This is a genomic window from Arthrobacter sp. ISL-95 (assembly GCF_018613695.1).
Classification (GTDB): domain Bacteria; phylum Actinomycetota; class Actinomycetes; order Actinomycetales; family Micrococcaceae; genus Arthrobacter.
In genome coordinates, this window is sequence record NZ_JAGGPR010000002.1 from 14321 (window position 1) to 30547 (window position 16227).

The 16227-nt window shown below is 59.7% G+C and carries 19 protein-coding genes; 6 read left to right on the forward strand and 13 right to left on the reverse strand.

All coding sequences use genetic code 11. The annotated features are described in order from the left end of the window. Positions 1-27: 27 nt before the first annotated feature. A complete protein-coding gene (locus J7I86_RS01155; protein ID WP_214814966.1) occupies positions 28-1119 on the reverse strand; it encodes a hypothetical protein in 1092 nt (363 codons plus the stop codon). 299 nt (positions 1120-1418) lie between these two features. Between J7I86_RS01155 and J7I86_RS01160 the strand changes: the two genes are divergently transcribed. The 3 genes from J7I86_RS01160 to J7I86_RS01170 are packed head-to-tail and all read left to right on the forward strand — an operon-like array spanning position 1419 to position 3924. Next, the gene (locus J7I86_RS01160; RefSeq protein ID WP_214814967.1) at positions 1419-2414 is read left to right on the forward strand and encodes an NADP-dependent oxidoreductase; all 996 of its coding nucleotides are present in this window, start codon (positions 1419-1421) and stop codon (positions 2412-2414) included. A gap of 27 nt (positions 2415-2441) precedes the next feature. Continuing rightward, positions 2442-3293, forward strand: a complete 852-nt coding sequence (locus J7I86_RS01165) for an alpha/beta fold hydrolase (RefSeq protein WP_214814968.1) — start codon at positions 2442-2444, stop codon at positions 3291-3293. A gap of 28 nt (positions 3294-3321) precedes the next feature. Continuing rightward, positions 3322-3924, forward strand: a complete 603-nt coding sequence (locus J7I86_RS01170; protein WP_214814969.1) for a TetR/AcrR family transcriptional regulator — start codon at positions 3322-3324, stop codon at positions 3922-3924. 20 nt (positions 3925-3944) lie between these two features. Here J7I86_RS01170 and J7I86_RS01175 read toward each other — a convergent pair whose 3' ends face one another. Continuing rightward, positions 3945-5132 carry a TerC family protein gene (locus J7I86_RS01175; RefSeq protein ID WP_214814970.1) on the reverse strand — a complete coding sequence of 396 codons (1188 nt, stop codon included), beginning with the start codon at positions 5130-5132 and terminating at the stop codon, positions 3945-3947. Between the two features lie 180 nt (positions 5133-5312). Here J7I86_RS01175 and J7I86_RS01180 point away from each other — a divergent pair, with 180 nt between their 5' ends. Both J7I86_RS01180 and J7I86_RS01185 read left to right on the forward strand, forming a co-directional pair. Next, positions 5313-5756, forward strand: coding sequence for a hypothetical protein (locus tag J7I86_RS01180; protein WP_214814971.1), 444 nt, complete (start codon positions 5313-5315; stop codon positions 5754-5756). Beyond that, positions 5753-6058, forward strand: coding sequence for a transcriptional regulator (locus tag J7I86_RS01185; RefSeq protein ID WP_105694115.1), 306 nt, complete (start codon positions 5753-5755; stop codon positions 6056-6058). The genes J7I86_RS01180 and J7I86_RS01185 overlap by 4 nt, the downstream gene beginning before the upstream one ends. Before the next feature lie 15 nt (positions 6059-6073). Here the strand turns inward: J7I86_RS01185 and J7I86_RS01190 are convergent, their stop codons facing one another. The 11 genes from J7I86_RS01190 to J7I86_RS01240 form a co-directional block, all read right to left on the reverse strand. Beyond that, positions 6074-6286 carry a hypothetical protein gene (locus tag J7I86_RS01190; RefSeq protein ID WP_214814972.1) on the reverse strand — a complete coding sequence of 71 codons (213 nt, stop codon included), beginning with the start codon at positions 6284-6286 and terminating at the stop codon, positions 6074-6076. Between the two features lie 141 nt (positions 6287-6427). Continuing rightward, the gene (locus J7I86_RS01195; RefSeq protein WP_214814973.1) at positions 6428-7078 is read right to left on the reverse strand and encodes a hypothetical protein; all 651 of its coding nucleotides are present in this window, start codon (positions 7076-7078) and stop codon (positions 6428-6430) included. Between the two features lie 60 nt (positions 7079-7138). Then, on the reverse strand, positions 7139-7621 hold the full coding sequence (locus J7I86_RS01200; protein ID WP_286179155.1) for a hypothetical protein: 483 nt from the start codon (positions 7619-7621) through the stop codon (positions 7139-7141). 208 nt (positions 7622-7829) lie between these two features. Beyond that, positions 7830-8621: a hypothetical protein gene (locus tag J7I86_RS22580; protein ID WP_286179156.1), complete on the reverse strand. Its 792-nt coding sequence runs from the start codon at positions 8619-8621 to the stop codon at positions 7830-7832. Between the two features lie 210 nt (positions 8622-8831). Beyond that, the gene (locus tag J7I86_RS01210) at positions 8832-9449 is read right to left on the reverse strand and encodes a hypothetical protein (RefSeq protein WP_214814974.1); all 618 of its coding nucleotides are present in this window, start codon (positions 9447-9449) and stop codon (positions 8832-8834) included. Positions 9450-9459: 10 nt separating this feature from the next. Beyond that, the gene (locus J7I86_RS22585) at positions 9460-11859 is read right to left on the reverse strand and encodes a hypothetical protein (RefSeq protein WP_286179157.1); all 2400 of its coding nucleotides are present in this window, start codon (positions 11857-11859) and stop codon (positions 9460-9462) included. Positions 11860-11863: 4 nt separating this feature from the next. Next, a complete protein-coding gene (locus J7I86_RS01220) occupies positions 11864-12235 on the reverse strand; it encodes a DUF6507 family protein (RefSeq protein ID WP_214814975.1) in 372 nt (123 codons plus the stop codon). Positions 12236-12253: 18 nt separating this feature from the next. Further along, the gene (locus J7I86_RS01225; RefSeq protein ID WP_214814976.1) at positions 12254-12559 is read right to left on the reverse strand and encodes a pore-forming ESAT-6 family protein; all 306 of its coding nucleotides are present in this window, start codon (positions 12557-12559) and stop codon (positions 12254-12256) included. A 4-nt stretch (positions 12560-12563) separates the two neighbouring features. After that, positions 12564-12902, reverse strand: a complete 339-nt coding sequence (locus J7I86_RS01230) for a hypothetical protein (RefSeq protein ID WP_214814977.1) — start codon at positions 12900-12902, stop codon at positions 12564-12566. 1023 nt (positions 12903-13925) lie between these two features. Next, complete coding sequence (locus J7I86_RS01235) at positions 13926-14519, reverse strand: hypothetical protein (RefSeq protein WP_214814978.1); 594 nt, start codon at positions 14517-14519, stop codon at positions 13926-13928. Positions 14520-14542: 23 nt separating this feature from the next. Further along, positions 14543-15049 carry a MarR family winged helix-turn-helix transcriptional regulator gene (locus tag J7I86_RS01240; RefSeq protein WP_286179158.1) on the reverse strand — a complete coding sequence of 169 codons (507 nt, stop codon included), beginning with the start codon at positions 15047-15049 and terminating at the stop codon, positions 14543-14545. Positions 15050-15133: 84 nt separating this feature from the next. Between J7I86_RS01240 and J7I86_RS01245 the strand changes: the two genes are divergently transcribed. Continuing rightward, entirely contained in the window at positions 15134-16099 is a 966-nt protein-coding gene (locus tag J7I86_RS01245) for an EamA family transporter (protein WP_286179159.1), read from the forward strand. Positions 16100-16227 lie beyond the last annotated feature (128 nt).

A 16227-nucleotide genomic window follows, 5' to 3' on the forward strand; every position in this document is an offset into this window, starting at 1 on the left:
GACCGGCGTCGTTAAGTCCCGACGGCGTCAGGGCCGGCGTCGCTGTTCTGCAATCCACGTGTGATTGACGATCGCGGCTGCGAAACTCTTTGCGAGCGCCGCACTGTCCGGCCCTCGGTAGAGATCCCTGTGAAAGTACGGCGATTCCTCCGTGTGAGGACGGCTCTTGTCGATGCGTTGGGCGAGGTCTGAGAGGAAGTCCTTGCCTCCTGATCGGTAGGCTTCGAGCTCGTCAGGCTCCAGGCGGAGGAGAACGTCAGAGTCCACCATTGAGTTGAGCCAATACCGGGCTTGGAGGAAGAGTTCTCCTTGCTGTTCCACCAGGAACCAGGCACTGGGGTGGTGGTCGACGTAGTGCATGGCCTTGCGATCCTTCGCCAGCCTCGAAGCGTCGCCCCATTGCTCAACAGGCGGGATCTTTTCCAGTGGCCTTCGCCGGGCCTCGTCCATGACCGCATACACAAAGGTGGGTGCGGAAGCGCGGAACAGGGTGAGGCAAATGATCCTCCGGCACTGGGTGCAGGTGAGTTGGCTCTCTGCCCTTTCCATGAGTCCGGATGCATACAGCGGTCGGAGATCAGCAAGGGGGACCCAGTGCAGGCTCTCTTTGATCAGACCGGCGGACACCGCAGAGGATAGCGCTGCGATGGTGCGTTCCACGTCCATACCAGCGGCGCTTCCTTCAGTGGCACTTCCAGTGGCGCCGTTCTGGTCGCCGTCGGAGTCGCTGTTGCGGACGAGCACGTCGCTGCAGACTGGACAGTTATCGTCCTCCGGGCGGCAGCTGCGTCCCGGCGCCTCGACGGTAAGGGTGATGCTGAGGAGGTTGCCAGGATCGTTCCAGCCGCGGTTGTTCTTGAAATTGGGCACCGCGTAGGCGCCGTCCATGTCGAAGGCCATTCCCGTGCGGTAACGGGGAGCATCGATTGCTTTCTTGAGGTCCTCAAGGGTCGCGCCGCTGTTGAGGCCCGGGATCCACTCTGGAAGGTCGAATCCGTGCGCTGCGAAGTCCGTAGGCGCTGCGTGCAGCACTGTCGCCACCACGGCGTCGTCCTGCAGTATGACCTCGGCGCCGGATGCGAACTGCAGCCGGCGCGATTGGTAAGCGGGTTGGCCCACCAGGCGTTCCTTCACCGATGCCGGCTCGCCTCCGAGTGCTTCGACTAACCGCCGGACGGGTGGATCCTCCTCGGATCCCAAGAGTGCGTCAAGGATCAGGGGCAATCGTGTTCTCGTTCGCCACTGTTCTGTCTCGTCATTTCTCCGCTGTCCCACTGGACCATTATGTAGTGCCCGTTTGCGACGAGCTGGGGACAGTGCTGGTGCGTTGAGATCAATCATCCTGGTGTCAGCTCTTGCTTAAGTTTCTGAGTCCACTCATAATTGAGTTAAGTCAGAAATTAAATTACGGAGAACCCATGAAAGCCTTCGTCCTCAATCAGTACAAGGAACCCCTTCAGCAGCAGGACGTCCCCGAGCCTGTGCTCGGAGACCATGACGTTTTGGTCGACGTGGGAGCAGCAGGCCTGAACCAGCTGGACGAGAAGATCAGGCAGGGGGATTTCAAGCAGATCCTCCCGTACAAGCTGCCCCAGGTTCTGGGCCACGATGTGGCAGGCGTCGTCCTCAAGGTCGGATCGAAGGTGCGGTCCTTCACGCCCGGCGACGAAGTGTTTGCGCGCCCCGGTAATGACAGCATTGGCACGTTTGCGGAGCGCATCGCCGTGGCCGAGGGAGACCTGGCCATCAAGCCGGCCACCGTCAGCATGGAAGAGGCCGGGTCACTTCCGCTGGTGGCGTTGACCGCTTGGCAAGCGTTGGTGGAGCGGGGTTCCGTACGGCCTGGCCAGAAGGTGCTCATCCATGCGGGCGCCGGGGGAGTGGGATCCATTGCCATCCAGCTCGCCAAGTACTTGGGTGCCACGGTGGCCACTACCGTCAGCGCCGGGAACAAGGACTTTGTGCGGGAGCTGGGCGCGGACGTGGTGATCGACTATCGGACTGAGGACTTCGCCGAAATTCTCCATGACTATGACCTCGTCCTGGATAGCCTCGGTGGCGAGAACCTTGAGCGCTCGCTGAAAGTCTTGAAGAAGGGTGGCCGGGCCATTGGCATCGCAGGGCCGCCGGATGCCGGCTTCGCCCGGCAGTTGGGCGGAAACCCGGTACTGCTGGGTTTGATGACCCTGCTGAGCTCGGGGATCCGCCGCCTAGCCCGTCGGCTAGGAGTCACGTACGAGTTCCTTTTCATGCAGGCGAACGGGCAGCAGTTGCGGGAGATCGCGGCGCTCATTGATTCCGGAGACATCAAGCCTGTAGTGGGACGGGTGGTCCCGTTCGATCAGACGGCCGATGTCCTAGCTGCTTTGGAAAAGGGTGGCTTCCGCGGCAAGACCGTCATCAGCCATCTCTAGCCATCAACCACACCGACAGGATGAATCATGACCACTGAACAGCACAACCAGCCTTATCTGCGGGTGCCCGCGAAAACCGTCTTGGCCAACGGCGTCAGCTACGCATGCCGTGAGATGGGGCCCGAGGGCGGAGTTCCAGTAATCTTCCTGATTCACCTTGCCGGGACCATGGACAACTGGGATCCGCGCATTATCGAACCCATCGCAGCGAAGCACCACGTGATTACCTTCAGTAACCGCGGCGTCGGCGCCTCCACGGGGTCCGTGCCGGACAGCATCGAAGCTATGGCTGATGATGCCGCCGCCTTTATCCAGGGCCTTGGCTATTCGACAGTGGATCTCTTCGGCTTCTCACTCGGTGGCATGATCGCCCAGTCGCTGGTGCTCAAACACCCCAACCTTGTCCGAAAGCTTGTCCTGGCTGGTACAGGCCCTGCAGGTGGGAAGGGCATCCAGAAGATCATCGCCACCACCTATTTCGATGTTCTCCGGGGAACCTTCACCCGGCAGGACCCCAAAGAGTTCCTATTCTTCAACCGCAACGCCGCCGGCAAACCCGCAGCGAGGGCGTTCATTAATCGACTCAAAGAACGCACCACCAACCGGGAGGTGCCCATCAAGCTCGGCGCATTCCAAGCGCAACTGAAAGCTATCCGCAAGTGGGGACTGTCGCCGTCGGCCGATCTTGGCGTGATCACCCAACCGACGCTCATTGCCAACGGCGATAACGACCGCATGGTGCCCTCAGTGCTTTCGGCCGACATGCACCGGAGGATTCCCGGCAGCGAGTTGGTCATCTACCCCGACTCCGGGCATGGTGGCATCTTCCAGTTCCATGACAGGTTCGTCCCTGTGGCCCTCGAATTCCTGGCCCGCTGAATTGCCAGCCCGCTGATACGGTAGCTAAATGCAGCCTGCGCCCCAGACACTCGGCCGACGTGAGCGGAATAAGCAGGAAAAGCTTGACCGCATCACCGCGGCCGCACGAGAACTTTTCACCCAGTACGGAGTGGATGAGGTCACCACCCAGCAGGTGGCCGACAAGGCCGACGTCGGATCGGGAACCTTGTTTCTGTACGCGAAAACCAAAGCGGAGCTACTGCTGTTGGTGCACAACGCCAAATACGCTCAAGCGCTCGCGGCGGGGGTGGACGCCGCCGCCGCGGAAGTAGCGGTTCTCGACGCCGTGATGGCCATCATCCGTCCCATCATTGAGTGCAACCGCGTTCAGATCGAAAACGGCCGCACCTACTTGAGGGAAATCGTCTTTGGCGATCCTGCCGAACCACACCATGCAGAGGCGTTGTCTCTCACCATGCGCACCGAGGCGGCCATTGCCGAGATCCTTACTCGGGACGAGCGACTGGTCTCCCGCGATCCGGAAAAACTTGCTCGGATCGTCTCCGCGGTCATGTTCGTCAGCATGGCGTCCTCTGCGACTATCCAACTGACAGACGCCCAGGTTGGCGACGAAATCCGGGATCAGATCAGCGTGCTCCTGGGCGCCTGACTCTAGCGCTCTGGCTGGTTCTAGCGGTTGAGGAATTCCTCGTGCTGGCGGTGTGCTTCGGTCACCTGCTCGCGGATCCTGTCCACGTCCTTGGCCTTGTTCCGGTACTTCAGCGGCATCTGGACAATCTGCGCTTCCTCGGCGGTCAACGCCCGGTAGATGCGCTCGCGCTCGTTGGCGTCGGCGGTGTAGTCGAGGTCCAGATAATCGACGGCGTGACGGCGCGCGTTATTGATGGCCGTCTGGGCCTTGCCCGCTGGGCTAATCAGTGAGAGCACCACGGTGATGATCAGGACGCCGATGATGACGCTCAGCGAAAGGCCCGTGGTGATTTCGATGACGTTCACGTGCTCACCGTCGTTGATGAACGGCAGGTTGTTCTCGTGCAGGGCGTGCAGGATCAGCTTGACGCCGATGAACGCGAGGATGGCTGCCAGGCCGTACGAGAGGTAAATGAGGCGGTCCAGCAGTCCGTCGATCAGGAAGTACAGCTGGCGCAGGCCCATGAGTGAGAATGCGGTGGCTGTGAAGACGATGAAGACGTTCTGGGTCAGGCCGAAGATTGCCGGGATGGAGTCCAGGGCGAAGAGGATGTCCGTGCCGCCGATGGCCACCATTACCAGCAGCATGGGAGTCAGGGCCCTCTTGCCGTTCACGACGGTGAAGAGCTTGTCGCCGTCGTACTTGTCCGTGGTGTGGAAGAGCTTCTTGGCGAGCCGGATGATGAAGTTGTTGGCCTGACCGTCCCCATGGTCACCGGGCTTGAGCAGGTTGCCGGCCGTCAGTAGGAGGATGAGGCCGAAGATGTAGAACACCCACGCGAACGAGTTGATGAGTGCGGCGCCCAGGAAGATGAAGCCGGTGCGGGCGATCAGGGAGAACACGATGCCGAAGAGCAGGACCTTCTGCTGATCCTCACGCGGCACCCGGAAGCTCGCCATGATGATCAGGAACACGAACAGGTTGTCTACCGACAGGGCCTTCTCCGTGATGTACCCGGCGAAGTACTCGGACCCCATTTGGCCGCCGCCGAATATCAGGACCAGGATGCCGAAAACTATCGCGAGTCCCACATAGATGGAGGACCAGATGGCCGCTTCCTTCAGCGATGGGACGTGGGCTTTCCGGATGTGGAAGAAGTAGTCAAAGGCCAAGAGCGCCAGAATGACGACGATGGTGATGCCCCAGATGAGGGGAGAGACGGTCATATGATCCTGCTTTCGTGAGGCGCGCGAGTGGTGTTGCTCACCGAGGGTCAAACTCTTGGAATCAAATTTACCGGGACTGATGGTGCGTGCGCTAACTAGGCTGTCATGGGAAAGTACTTGACAACTTGGAAAGTGCTTTCTTAGAGTGAGGTTATTGATCCGCACAACTTTGGGGAAACCATGAACGAGAACACAGGCAACATGTCACCGGCTGAAGCACGGGAACTCCTGGCACGGGCCGATTCACTGGGCGCCTCCTCCACCAATGCAGCTGCCTGGCCAGTGGCTGTGATGTTCACCAGTCTCGCGATTATGGGTTCACTGCTCATGATCGGGATGCACATCGTTCTGGTCGCCGGCTACGGCGCTGCGTTGTTGGCCTGTTCCGTAGGGGCCTGGGGTGCGATCACAGCGTGCATCTGGCCAATGTTCCAACGGTCCACCTTGGTCGGCTTCACCAAACGGTTCCTGACGTCTCTTCTGGGGTACTTCGCGCTGTACGTCGTGGCGCTCGTGGTTGGCGCCTACTTCTTCCGGGACGGCAACGTCTGGTTCTACATCCCCGCTGCCATCGCATTGGCCGCCATCGGCCTTGCTGCTGCCTTCCGTGAGCTGCGCGCATGAGCACTCCGGCGGAACACCCGCGTCACAAGCTCAACGAGCTCGTCCACTCGCCGGTCCGCTTCTCCATCATGGCTGCGCTCGCGAAGGCTGAGTCGTTGGACTTCAAGGACCTGAGGGACGCGATTCAGGTCAGCGACTCGGTGTTAAGCAAGCAGCTCTCAATTCTGGAGAAGGCCGAGTTCGTGAAGATCAAGAAGAGCTTCGCCGGCAAAATGCCTCGGACGTCGGCCAGCCTGACGGGTACCGGTCGGAACGTGTGGGCGGCGCACTTGCAGACGTTGCGGGAGATCGCGGGCGGCTAGGTTCTTCCGGCCGGCTCAGTTCGAGCTGCCCTCGTGGAGTTTCTGCCTAAGCCACTCCGGCTGCTTGTGCTCATCTCGCGAAAGGTCGATCACGGTGGGGCTCGATCGTAAAGTCGGGTCCTCGGTCAGCGACAGAACGGCGCCGGTTCTTCCACCTCTGACTCCGGCGTAGGTGTTCGCGATGGTCACCAGGGTATTGGCGTTGTGGCCCCCGTCCGCGTCCTTCATCTCGCGCAATAGGGGACGCGCGCTCCGCGGCTGGCCGTCTGAAGGACTTGGGGGTCGACGACGGCTGGCTAGGGTGTTGGGCCGGACGAGAGTTCTGACTACCTTCAGTTAGGCGAACACCGTTGACCGGTCCCGTTGGTCTTACGCTCCGAAGAGCTTCTTGCTGATCTTGGCGAAAACACCTGGCTCCAGCGAAGGATCAATCACAGTTGGCTCGACTGTGAAATCGGTTCCCCTGTCAGTGACCGGCCGCCGGCGGTTGTCCCAGTCCACCGTTCGGAGTTCCGGATTGTATAGCGGTGGTGCAATGTCTTCCGCCCTGAGGGTTGCCCACATCCACTCCGGGATGTTGTCTGCCGTACGTGGAAAGGCTATGAGCTCTGATTTCCAAGTTGCAGCATCAGAAGGTGATCTCTGCGACCCCGACGAAGCAAAGAGTCCTTGTGTCAGGAGTTCTTCGTCGAATACCTCAAGTCGACCGGGGACATCTGGGTAGAGGAGCACCCGGTATGTTATCCATGTCCCTTCGCCGGGGCTATAACACCGTTCGCGAACGTCCAGAAGCCAATCGTCCATGGCTTCATCCGAGAAGCGGGCAGAAAAGCTTGGAAAGCCCCACTGCCCATTTATTCGTACGTCTTCGCACCTGCGCGAGAGGCTCTGTTGTACGACAGATGTACTGACGACCTCCTGAGCGCCATATCCTGGTCCACCCTCCGAAAAGGCTTCGGCTTGAAGGCGGGCCAATCCGGCAGCAACGAATGGCGTGTCGATTACTACGCTTCTTCTCATCTTTTGATCCTTCAGACCTTTGGCAGGTTGTTGAATCGTTCCGTCAAAAGCGGCCCTCCGTCAAATGCATGGAACAGAGTGAGCTTTGAGGGCAGGCCGGGTTTGGGACTCGGGGTGAGGGTCATTTCCCAGTCCAAACTTACGGGTTTTCCTGAGTACAGGCGCTGTTTCACTTCTCCGATTATCTCGGCTTCGACCTTCCCGAAACGAACCTCGTCGATCTTGCTGTGGGAAAGCGCCTGCGCTTTCACCGATGAATCCCAGGACGGACGGTGCTGCATGTCCGCCGTCGTAGCCGGGGCCGCCGAGCCAGCCTGCTTTGCGTTGCTGATAGCCGTTTCGGTTGATGTCGCCGACAAGGGTGGAGACGATGTGGCCCTTGGCTGATTCGAGGTGCCCGTTGCTGTCCATCTTGAGCGTGAAGGTGTTCTGCAGCCCGCCGTCGACCTGGGCGACGACGTTGTATGTGACGTTGGGCATGGGTTTGTTCAGTTCGGGGGACCAGGCACCTCTGACTCCGGCGTAGGTGTTCGCGATGGTCACTGTGCCATTTTCGTCGGTGTAGAACTTCTCCAGGGTATTAGCGTCGTGGCCCTTGACAGCGTCCTTCAGCTCGCGCGATAGGGGACGCGCGCACCGCGGCTGGCCGTCTAAAGGACTTAGGGGTCGACGGCGGCTGGCTAGGGCCTGGAAGGTGGCAAGACTTCCGATTGGCTCCAGTGGCCTACCACCGCTGACCGGTCTCGGTCGTCTATGCTCCGAACAGCTTCTTGCTGATTTTGGCGAAGACACCAGGCTCTAGCGAGGGATCGATAACAGTTGGCTCAATCGAAAAGTTAGTTCCTCTGTCAGTAACCGGTCGACGACGATTCTTCCAATCAACAGACTTGAACTCAGGGTCATAAATCGGCGGAGCCAAGCCCTCAGCCCGGAAGATGTCCCACATCCACGCCGGGATGTTGTCGACGGTCCGCGGATAAGCATAGAGTTGCTCGGCCCATGAAGCTGCACCAGCAGGCTTACCTCCCGGGTACCATCCGCCATCCTTCATCCGCGGTAGGTGTTCTTCATCGAAGACGACCAGTCTCCCTGGTCTGTCCGGAAAGACGTGGAACTCGGCAGTTGTCCACGTTCCGGAGCCCGGGAAATAGGAGAGGGCCCTGCACTCACGAAGCCAGTTGTTTAGGGCATCGTGAGAAAAGTCATCGTCAAAACTACGAGCCTTGTTTATCTCTCTGCCGCCCATAACCTTGTGTCCATACCCGAAGGTTCCTGAACCTTGATTGACCAAAACGTGAACTACTTCGTCCATGCCATGTGCAAACCCCTCCGGATTGAAAGCTTCCTCAGCGAGCCTTTGAAGACCTTCAATTACGAATATGTTGTCGTTCAAATCCACAGCAGTCACTGGTCCCGAAACCATCTGCCCCCGGAGGTATAGCGACGAAGGCCGGCTCACAACGATTTCGACAACTTCGTCCATTGTTTGCGCAAAGCCGTTATGACCAAAGGCTTCATCTTGGAGTCGTTCAAGGCCGTCCATCACTAGAGGGTGCAGTTGTAGATCGTATGTAGTCGTAGTCTCAGGGGGGAGGCTCGAACACCTGTCTAGGTGTGAACGATGGGCATTTTGATGGTTTGAAACTTCCCCACGACATTGCGGGAGGTGGCCGATATTTTCTTATTTTCAGACTATTGAATCTTCCAATGATGCGATTTACCACAAGCAAGGGCTCCTGACTGTTTAGAGTACTTAAGCACCAAAAAGCTTACGGCCGATCTTCGCGAAGACACCTGGCTCTAACGAAGTGTCGATGACAACCGATTCGGCAGTAAGATCGGTGCCAAGATCTGACACGGGCCGCCGCTTGTTTTTCCAGTCGACTGCCTTGAACTCGGGGTTGTAAATGGGCGGTTGCAGTTCCGCTTCCTTGAAGATGGCCCACATCCACGGCGGAATCCTGTCAGGAGTGCGAGGAAAGGCCGCTAATTCAACTATGTATTCTTTGGGTTTAGGCCCCACCTCAAACTGATGAGCCGGTGACGTTACATTGTCATCAAGGAACTTAACTTGCCCAGGCGCATCCTTATGAAGCTGGATCTCTACCTTCATCCATGTGCCAACGCCCGGTACGTAAGAGCGCCTTTTCAGCTCCTCTGCCCAACTATCGAGGGCATTTTCAGAGAAGGGGATATGTACAGAGGGTCCACCCGGGGAGGGCTGAGGAAAAGTTTGATATCTGTAGAACGATGTTCCCCGAATCGTCACTTCAATACGTACTTCCTGGTGTTCCCCCAAGATGCCCGAGTCCAAGGCCTCCTGCTGAAGCCGGCGAAGGCCCTCTTGGATGTAATCTGCCCGGTCCAGCATGTCTAGTTCGTCACCATTCGTCTATGTAGTCGTTAAGATTATTAAACTTGTGAACGGAGTGGTTTTCGTTTCCGAACCAATGTTCGAGCTTCACGCTACTGGGCAGTGTCGGCTTGCTTCCAGGCACCAACGAAACCTCCCAGTTCAGATCAATCCCTTTCCCTGCCTCTAGGCGGCGCTTAGCTTCGGCGATGACCGTCATCTCAACTGCATGGAAATTACTTTCTTCCGGTCCGTTTGGTGTGCCCAACATTCTATTTTGCCACGCATGCTGGGGAAAGAGCCCGCCGCGCTCACCTATGAATCCAAAGAAGGATGGTGCTGCGTGGCCGCCGTCGTAGCCGGGGCCGCCAAGCCAGCCTGCTTTGCGTTGCTGATAGCCGTTACGGTTCATGTCGCCGACCAATGTGGAGACGATCTGGCCCTTGGCTGATTCGAGGTGCCCGTTACTGTCCATTTTGAGCGTGAACGTGTTCTGCAACCCGCCATCAACCTGGGCGACTACGTTATAGGTGACGTTGGGCATGGGTTTGTTCAGTTCAGGGGACCAAGCGCCCTTTACCCCTGCGTATGTATCTACGCGAGTGACTGTGCCGGTGTCATCGGTGTAGTACTTCTCTACGGTGTTTTCCTTCAGTTCACCCGCGCTGTCTTTCATCAGGCCGCGACCTTCGATGATGTACTCAGTGTTTGGTTCAAGAGTGGTACGCGCTGCGAAGTTCTCCTTGGGGTGGACCGGGAAGGCGCTGTTGCCGTGCCGATACACCACGGTGTTGGTAGCGTTGTCCGGCTTCGGGAAACGTTCGGCCATGGTCGTGGCAGCGGCGGGAGGTACCGGCGTGTCGCTCGGAGAGGCCTTGGGCGGCGTGAAGGCTGGTGGATTGTTCTGGCGGATACCGGCGGCGGTGGTGTCGAGTTTGTCGGGGAATCCAGTGTCGATGCTGGTGCGGGCCATGACGCCACTGGGGTGCGGGATGAACGGACCCGAAATGGTTGCCTCAGCTGCGCGGATTCCGTCGGCGAGGCGTTCAAGCTCGTTGGCCGCCGCATGTTTGGCGGTGGTGATTGTTTCCAGGGTTGCCGCTTTTGCACTGCCTACCGCGGTCCAGGCCGCGTGGCGGGCCTGGGCTGTGGTGTTGATGACTTTGGCGGTGGTGTTTGGCATGAGGATGTCAGAGATCTTCAGGGTGAGGGAGCCGGGTTTGGCCAGGAACACTGCGGTCGTGTTGAGGCCATTCGCGGTGGTGCCGAGCATGGCCGAGAGATTCCCGAGGCGTGGCCTGTGTACTGTGGCGACGCTGAGTCGTTCGGCCAGGGACCCGGCTTTGCTGGCCAACGCCCCGGATTTTACGGCCGCACCGACACCGTAGGAAGCGGCGATGCCGGCGAGGTTGAACACTGTGGCGCCGGCGGCCCAGTTGGCGTTCGTGTCGGCCTCATCGGCATGGATGAACGCCGGCCCCATGGATCCGAACAGGTCCAAAGCCTTTTGGACTTCCGGGGCCTCGCGTTGCTTGCGTTCTTCGTCCCAGAGGGACAAGGGTGTCATGGCCAGTGTGCTGAGCGCCCCTACGGTAGCGCCTAGCCCGGCTAGCGCCTGCTGTCTTTTGAGGTCATTATCCGTCACGGTGAGCGACCAGACGCCGTCGATGAGTTCGATGGCTCCGGCACCGAACCCCTGCAGAAGTCCCAGGGTCCCGTTCGGGCGGTAGGGGACTGTTGCTTTGCCCCAGGGATGTTCCTCTTGAGGGTGTTCTATTCCCAGGAAGGTCCCGGCGTTCCAGAGGGCCTCGTCCACCGGGTTCCCGGATTTCAGGTCAGGACCGGTAGGCCGTGAGGCGTAGTACATTTCACCTCCGGAGACAGACGACAGCGCGCCTGCGCACTCGTTCTGCGCGGCGAGGTAGTCGTCATGAATGGCTTTGACTTCGGCGGCGAGCGTGTCGTGCCGGGCGGTGAGGTCGGCTTCGCCGGACCAATGCTGATTCACGCGGGTCGTGATCACTTCGTCTTTGACGACGCTGACTTTTTCCACTGACGTCGGAAAGGCGCCGATGTCAGCGTTTAGTGCATGGACCTTCCGGGCGTAGGCCTCGAGGCGTAGCTTCAAGTCCCGGCATGTGGAGGAAAAAGTCGCCAAGGCGGTAGAGGTCGACACAGCTGTGCCCTGCACGCGCTGGGCTGAGGGCATGATGGTCCCGAACGCGGCGAGCACGGTGGGGGACTCGTCCGAGGAGTACGAGGACGACAAACCACGCCATACCGCCGTCGAGGTCGCTACTCCGGAGAGGAACTCATCGGCGTGCTGCCTCAGCGACTTTGCCGCAGCGTCCAGGGCACCAACGTCGGGCAGTGCGAACCCGCCGGTGGGATTCAACCCGCAGGGGCCAACATCCGAACTATTCGACATGTTCTTAGTCCCTTAAGATTTTCGCGGGGCCGCCATGTGGCGCAGCCACGGCGTGTTGATCTACCTGGCCTGCGCTCCGTTGTGCCGCGGTGGCCATGGTCAGGTCACCTTGTTGGTAGAAGTTCAGCGCTTGGGCGGTGGCCGTGATGACGTTTTCCGAGCGGTTCACCACCTCATTGGCCGACGGTGTAAGTCCGAGGACCACTACGTCGTTCAGCGCTGCGAGGACCACAGCCGCGTCTCCCGGAAGGGCGGCCGCGGCCTGTTCCAACGCCTTGCCCATGCCTTCAAGACAGGGCTGGACGCCCTCGACCTGGGTCGCGGTTGCTTTGATGGTCGAAGTCGCGGCAGCAACGTCTATGTTCCACACAGCCATGAGTGAGAGGCTGCCGGGTTAGCCGATGCTCTGCACGGCGTTGCGGGCAGAGGTCGCGGCGGTGGTGGCGGTGTCGTCGTTGGTGCCCAGGGTGGTGCGGACCAGGGCGATGATGGCTTTGACTTCGTCCGCGGCGGCGGTCCAGCGGGTTTCGACTGCCTGGTATTCGGTGTCGACGCCGTCGGCGCGGAAGTCTGCCATGGCCTGGTTGACGTCGGCTTGGCGGGCGGCGATGAGGGTTTCGAGGTGCGCGGCGAGGGCTTGGATGTCGGATTGGACTTGGGCGGAGACGTTGGTGTCGTAGGCGATGCGGTTGGTGGTCATGGTGTTATGCCCGTCCTTGGAATCGTGCGGCGTCGAAGTTCGCGGCTCCTTCGGAGCGGCGTGCGTTATCCGAGGCGGTCAGGTCGCCTTGGGTGAAGGCGGTGTTCATCCCGGATTGGCCGGTCACGATGCCGGCCAGGGCGGTGTTCAGTTCGGAGGCGACGAGGTCGGACCGGTTTTTGAAGGAGTCGAACGCGGCTTTGCCGGCGCCGCTGAATTTGCCTTCGAGCGGGGTGACGGCGTCCACGAACCGGCGGACGAGCGCGCCGAGGTCCTGGTGGGACGCGTCGGTTTGGTTGCTCAGGTTCCCGAGTGTTTCGGCGCCCATGTCAAAGATGGCCATTGGTTCCCCCAAAGGTAGATGGTTGTGCTGGAGCACTTTAACAGCATGGTGAACAGGGCTTGTTATGTCCAGTCGATGCACTAACAAGAAGAAAGTGCCTTATGACGGCTTAGTCACAAACCGAAAAGGTCAACGACGAAGCCCCACGGGGTTCACCCTGCCCCACCAGAGGGGACACCTAGGGCCGAAAAGCACCCTCTAGGTGCCGTTTCGGGCCTGTCTAGGTGCTGAACAACCCTCAAAATGAGTGCTCCCCACCACCGACTAGGTACTCCGGGGAGGACGCACTGCCAAATTTGGCATCCCTCCACGAAGCCGAGAGTTTGTACGCCAGCCGGCCAGTCGCCGTCGTGCACCAATTGGAAGTACGACGGCGGAGGGTGACTTTGGTGCCGACCGCTTAGCTGACGCTGACCAAGACTTGGTCGATGGGGCGAGGAGGCCGGGCCAGCCGTTACTGTCGATTTAAGGGCATTAGGTGTTTCTGACGAGCCGGAACACCTTAGCGTCAGGCGCCCGGTGAGTTCGTCCGCCATCAGAGGTTCTCCCGGAAGGGCTGTCGAGGATGGGGTGGCACCTAGACGAGGCTGGCGGCCACTCATTTTTAGGGTTTTTGGCACCTATTTCTGTTCAAGGGGCACCTAGTTTGGCGGTTTTCGGCACTTAGTCCCGGATTCGTGGCGCAGACTGTGCGAGTCAAAGCAAGATGGTTCTTCGCTAGGGGCAGTCATGATTCGGAATCGCATCAGCAAGACCTTTCCTCAATGGCAGGAGGATCGGTGAGTAAGGTTCCACATCCATTTCAAGTCGTGGCGTTCTTCCTTATGGCCGTCAATTTCGCGTTGTGGCAGCCGTTCGTATGGTGGCGTGCCGGTGCCGCAGTTCTCATGTTGGGGTTCGGCTGCTATGGCGTTTATATGTTGCGGCGAAGCAGACGTAAGGAGTCCAGCCCGGAGCCTAGCGAGCCTGAATGACCGGGGACGTTGATGATGGCCTGTGGACTGACGTCTGCAGGCCATCTCTCTATTCTTGGGTGTTTTTTTCCTGGCGAAGGCGATTCTGAAGATCCGGGTCACCTGAGCCGGCGACGAACCCGAAGTCGTATTTTCCGTTGTCCGGGCGTGCCTCGCGCTCAAGTTTCAGCACCGTGGAGAGTGTGTAGAAAGTTTTCGCGATCCCGCTTTCCGTTTCAAAGGTGAAGGACCCGAAGATCGTCGGGTCCGTGCGGTCCCTGAGCAGGAGCGTCGTGTCTGAGCCATGTACTTCGGAATCGACCGGGTGGTAGCGGTCCATGTACCGGCCCCAGATCGGTAAGGACAGGGGGAAGGCAAGCTTGACGGGTTCAGGGAAGGAAAACGGGATTCGGTCAATGGATAGGCTGTATGGATCATCCACGCCGTCGGTCTGGATGATCATTCTTTTGGGGTCGAAGCTTCGGGAGCTCCCGTCCGGCAACTTTTTTGCGGACCAGATGAAACCCCTCGGGACCACCGAGATGGCGTAGCGCTCGACGTGGATTCCGCTCTGGCAGTACGAGATGCCGTCGTAGGACGTTCCGTCCCCGCCGCCCATGGCCTTACCGATTGCGATCGCCAGGTTTTCAGAGGAAGTGTCCACGCCTCATCCTTGCACGGGCCCGCTTAGGAGGGTTCGCCGTCGTCGTTTGTCAGCAGGAACTTGCGCAAAAGGTTGGCGAGTTGTGTCCGCTCGGTCTTGGAGAGTCCTTCGAGCATCTTGTGTTGGTTCTCTACGTGGTGCTCCACCACCTCATCCACCAAGGCCAGTCCCTCAGGGGTGAGGCTGATCAGCAGTTGCCGGCGGTTGTCCGGGTTGGTCTCACGATGAACCAGCCCGCGGTTGACGAGGCGGTCCACGCGATTGGTCATGGCTGCGGAACCAATCATGGTCAAGCTGGCTAGTCGTCCCGGAGTGAGCGGAGCCTCGGGTGCCGAGCGGCGGAGCGTTGCCAGGACGTCGAACTCCCAGGGCTCCAGTCCGAACCGGTTCATGAACTTCTGGACGTCCAGCGACGCCAGACGGCTAGCCCTGTTCAGCCGGCCCAGAACGCCCATGGAGCTGACATCCAGATCGGGGCGCTCGTTGTTCCACTGATCAAGAATCATGTCTACTGCGTCGCGGTCCATCATGCTCCAATGCTTGACCTCAAACAGTACATCACCTACATTGTCTTACATCAAATAGTTCGACATCGAAATGTATGGAAGTGAACAATGTCCGCTTTGGCGACGGCTGGTAAGCCGATCGGTTCCGGCCTGGCGAAGGCGTCTCCTCGAGACCTCTTCATCACTGCACTCGCGCCGATGGTGTGGGGATCCACCTACCTGGTGACCACCGAGTTTCTCCCCGCCGACCGGCCGCTCCTGGCCGCAACCGCGCGGGCTTTGCCGGCGGGCATCGTTCTGATGCTCATCACGCGAACGTGGCCGCGGGGGAGCTGGTGGTTCAAATCCGCGGCGCTGGGCGCGCTGAATATTGGGCTGTTCTTCTTCCTCTTGTTCTTCACCGCGTACCAACTGCCGGGTGGGCTCGCAGCGCTGGTCATGTCCATTCAGCCCCTTTTCGTCCTCTTCCTAGGGGTGCTGCTGCTGGGGGAGAGGATCCGCCTTATGCACGTGGTTGCCTGCGCGGTGGGCGCGGCGGGTGTCGGCTTGCTCGTCCTGCGGTCCGACGCGTCCCTGACTCTGGTGGGTGTGCTTGCCGGGATGGCCGGTGCGCTGAGCATGGCGGCGGGGATTGTGCTCACCAAACGCTGGGGAAGGCCCGACGGCGTGGGGCTGCTTGGGTTTACCGGCCTGCAGTTAGCGATGGGTGGGGTGATGCTCCTGCCGGTGACGTTGGTGGTTGAAGGGTTGCCGGGGTCGGTTACTTTGCCTAACCTGGCGGGCTTTGCTTACCTAAGCGTGATTGGTGCGCTGGCGGCTTATGCGGTGTGGTTCCGAGGGATCCAGCGGTTGCCGACGATGGTGGTGTCGTTCCTGGGATTCCTGAGCCCGCTTGTGGCGACGGTGCTGGGGTTCGTTTTCTTGGGGGAGTCGTTGTCGGGGTGGCAGATCGTGGGAGCGGTGCTGGTGCTGGGAGCGGTGGGTCTGGTGCAGGGGGGGAGGGCGGTTCGCTCCCAGCACCCAGGGCAGAAGAAGTCATCTCTGGCGGCAGAGAGTCCAGGAAGCAGCACCTAGGTAGGTCATCGCGTGGCTGCCCAGGAGCCCTTGCCACCCTAGAAGCTCGGCATTGTTGTTCGATCCGTAAAGCTTGCTGACCTTGTAGGTAGTGGAACCGGTCCACCCTTCCGTGTAAGGGCGCTCGC

Excerpts from the sequence above, each read along its gene's own strand:
- J7I86_RS01220 (WP_214814975.1), bottom strand. The coding sequence starts at position 12,235 with ATGGCTGTGTGGAACATAGACGTTGCTGCCGCGACTTCGACCATCAAA.
- J7I86_RS01180 (WP_214814971.1), top strand. The coding sequence starts at position 5,313 with ATGAACGAGAACACAGGCAACATGTCACCGGCTGAAGCACGGGAACTC.
- J7I86_RS01175 (WP_214814970.1), bottom strand. The coding sequence starts at position 5,132 with ATGACCGTCTCTCCCCTCATCTGGGGCATCACCATCGTCGTCATTCTG.
- J7I86_RS01195 (WP_214814973.1), bottom strand. The coding sequence starts at position 7,078 with ATGAGAAGAAGCGTAGTAATCGACACGCCATTCGTTGCTGCCGGATTG.
- J7I86_RS01230 (WP_214814977.1), bottom strand. The coding sequence starts at position 12,902 with ATGGCCATCTTTGACATGGGCGCCGAAACACTCGGGAACCTGAGCAAC.
- J7I86_RS01160 (WP_214814967.1), top strand. The coding sequence starts at position 1,419 with ATGAAAGCCTTCGTCCTCAATCAGTACAAGGAACCCCTTCAGCAGCAG.
- J7I86_RS22585 (WP_286179157.1), bottom strand. The coding sequence starts at position 11,859 with ATGTCGAATAGTTCGGATGTTGGCCCCTGCGGGTTGAATCCCACCGGC.
- J7I86_RS01185 (WP_105694115.1), top strand. The coding sequence starts at position 5,753 with ATGAGCACTCCGGCGGAACACCCGCGTCACAAGCTCAACGAGCTCGTC.
- J7I86_RS01210 (WP_214814974.1), bottom strand. The coding sequence starts at position 9,449 with ATGCTGGACCGGGCAGATTACATCCAAGAGGGCCTTCGCCGGCTTCAG.
- J7I86_RS01165 (WP_214814968.1), top strand. The coding sequence starts at position 2,442 with ATGACCACTGAACAGCACAACCAGCCTTATCTGCGGGTGCCCGCGAAA.
- J7I86_RS01225 (WP_214814976.1), bottom strand. The coding sequence starts at position 12,559 with ATGACCACCAACCGCATCGCCTACGACACCAACGTCTCCGCCCAAGTC.
- J7I86_RS01245 (WP_286179159.1), top strand. The coding sequence starts at position 15,134 with ATGTCCGCTTTGGCGACGGCTGGTAAGCCGATCGGTTCCGGCCTGGCG.
- J7I86_RS01240 (WP_286179158.1), bottom strand. The coding sequence starts at position 15,049 with ATGATGGACCGCGACGCAGTAGACATGATTCTTGATCAGTGGAACAAC.
- J7I86_RS01190 (WP_214814972.1), bottom strand. The coding sequence starts at position 6,286 with ATGAAGGACGCGGACGGGGGCCACAACGCCAATACCCTGGTGACCATC.
- J7I86_RS22580 (WP_286179156.1), bottom strand. The coding sequence starts at position 8,621 with ATGGACGGCCTTGAACGACTCCAAGATGAAGCCTTTGGTCATAACGGC.
- J7I86_RS01170 (WP_214814969.1), top strand. The coding sequence starts at position 3,322 with ATGCAGCCTGCGCCCCAGACACTCGGCCGACGTGAGCGGAATAAGCAG.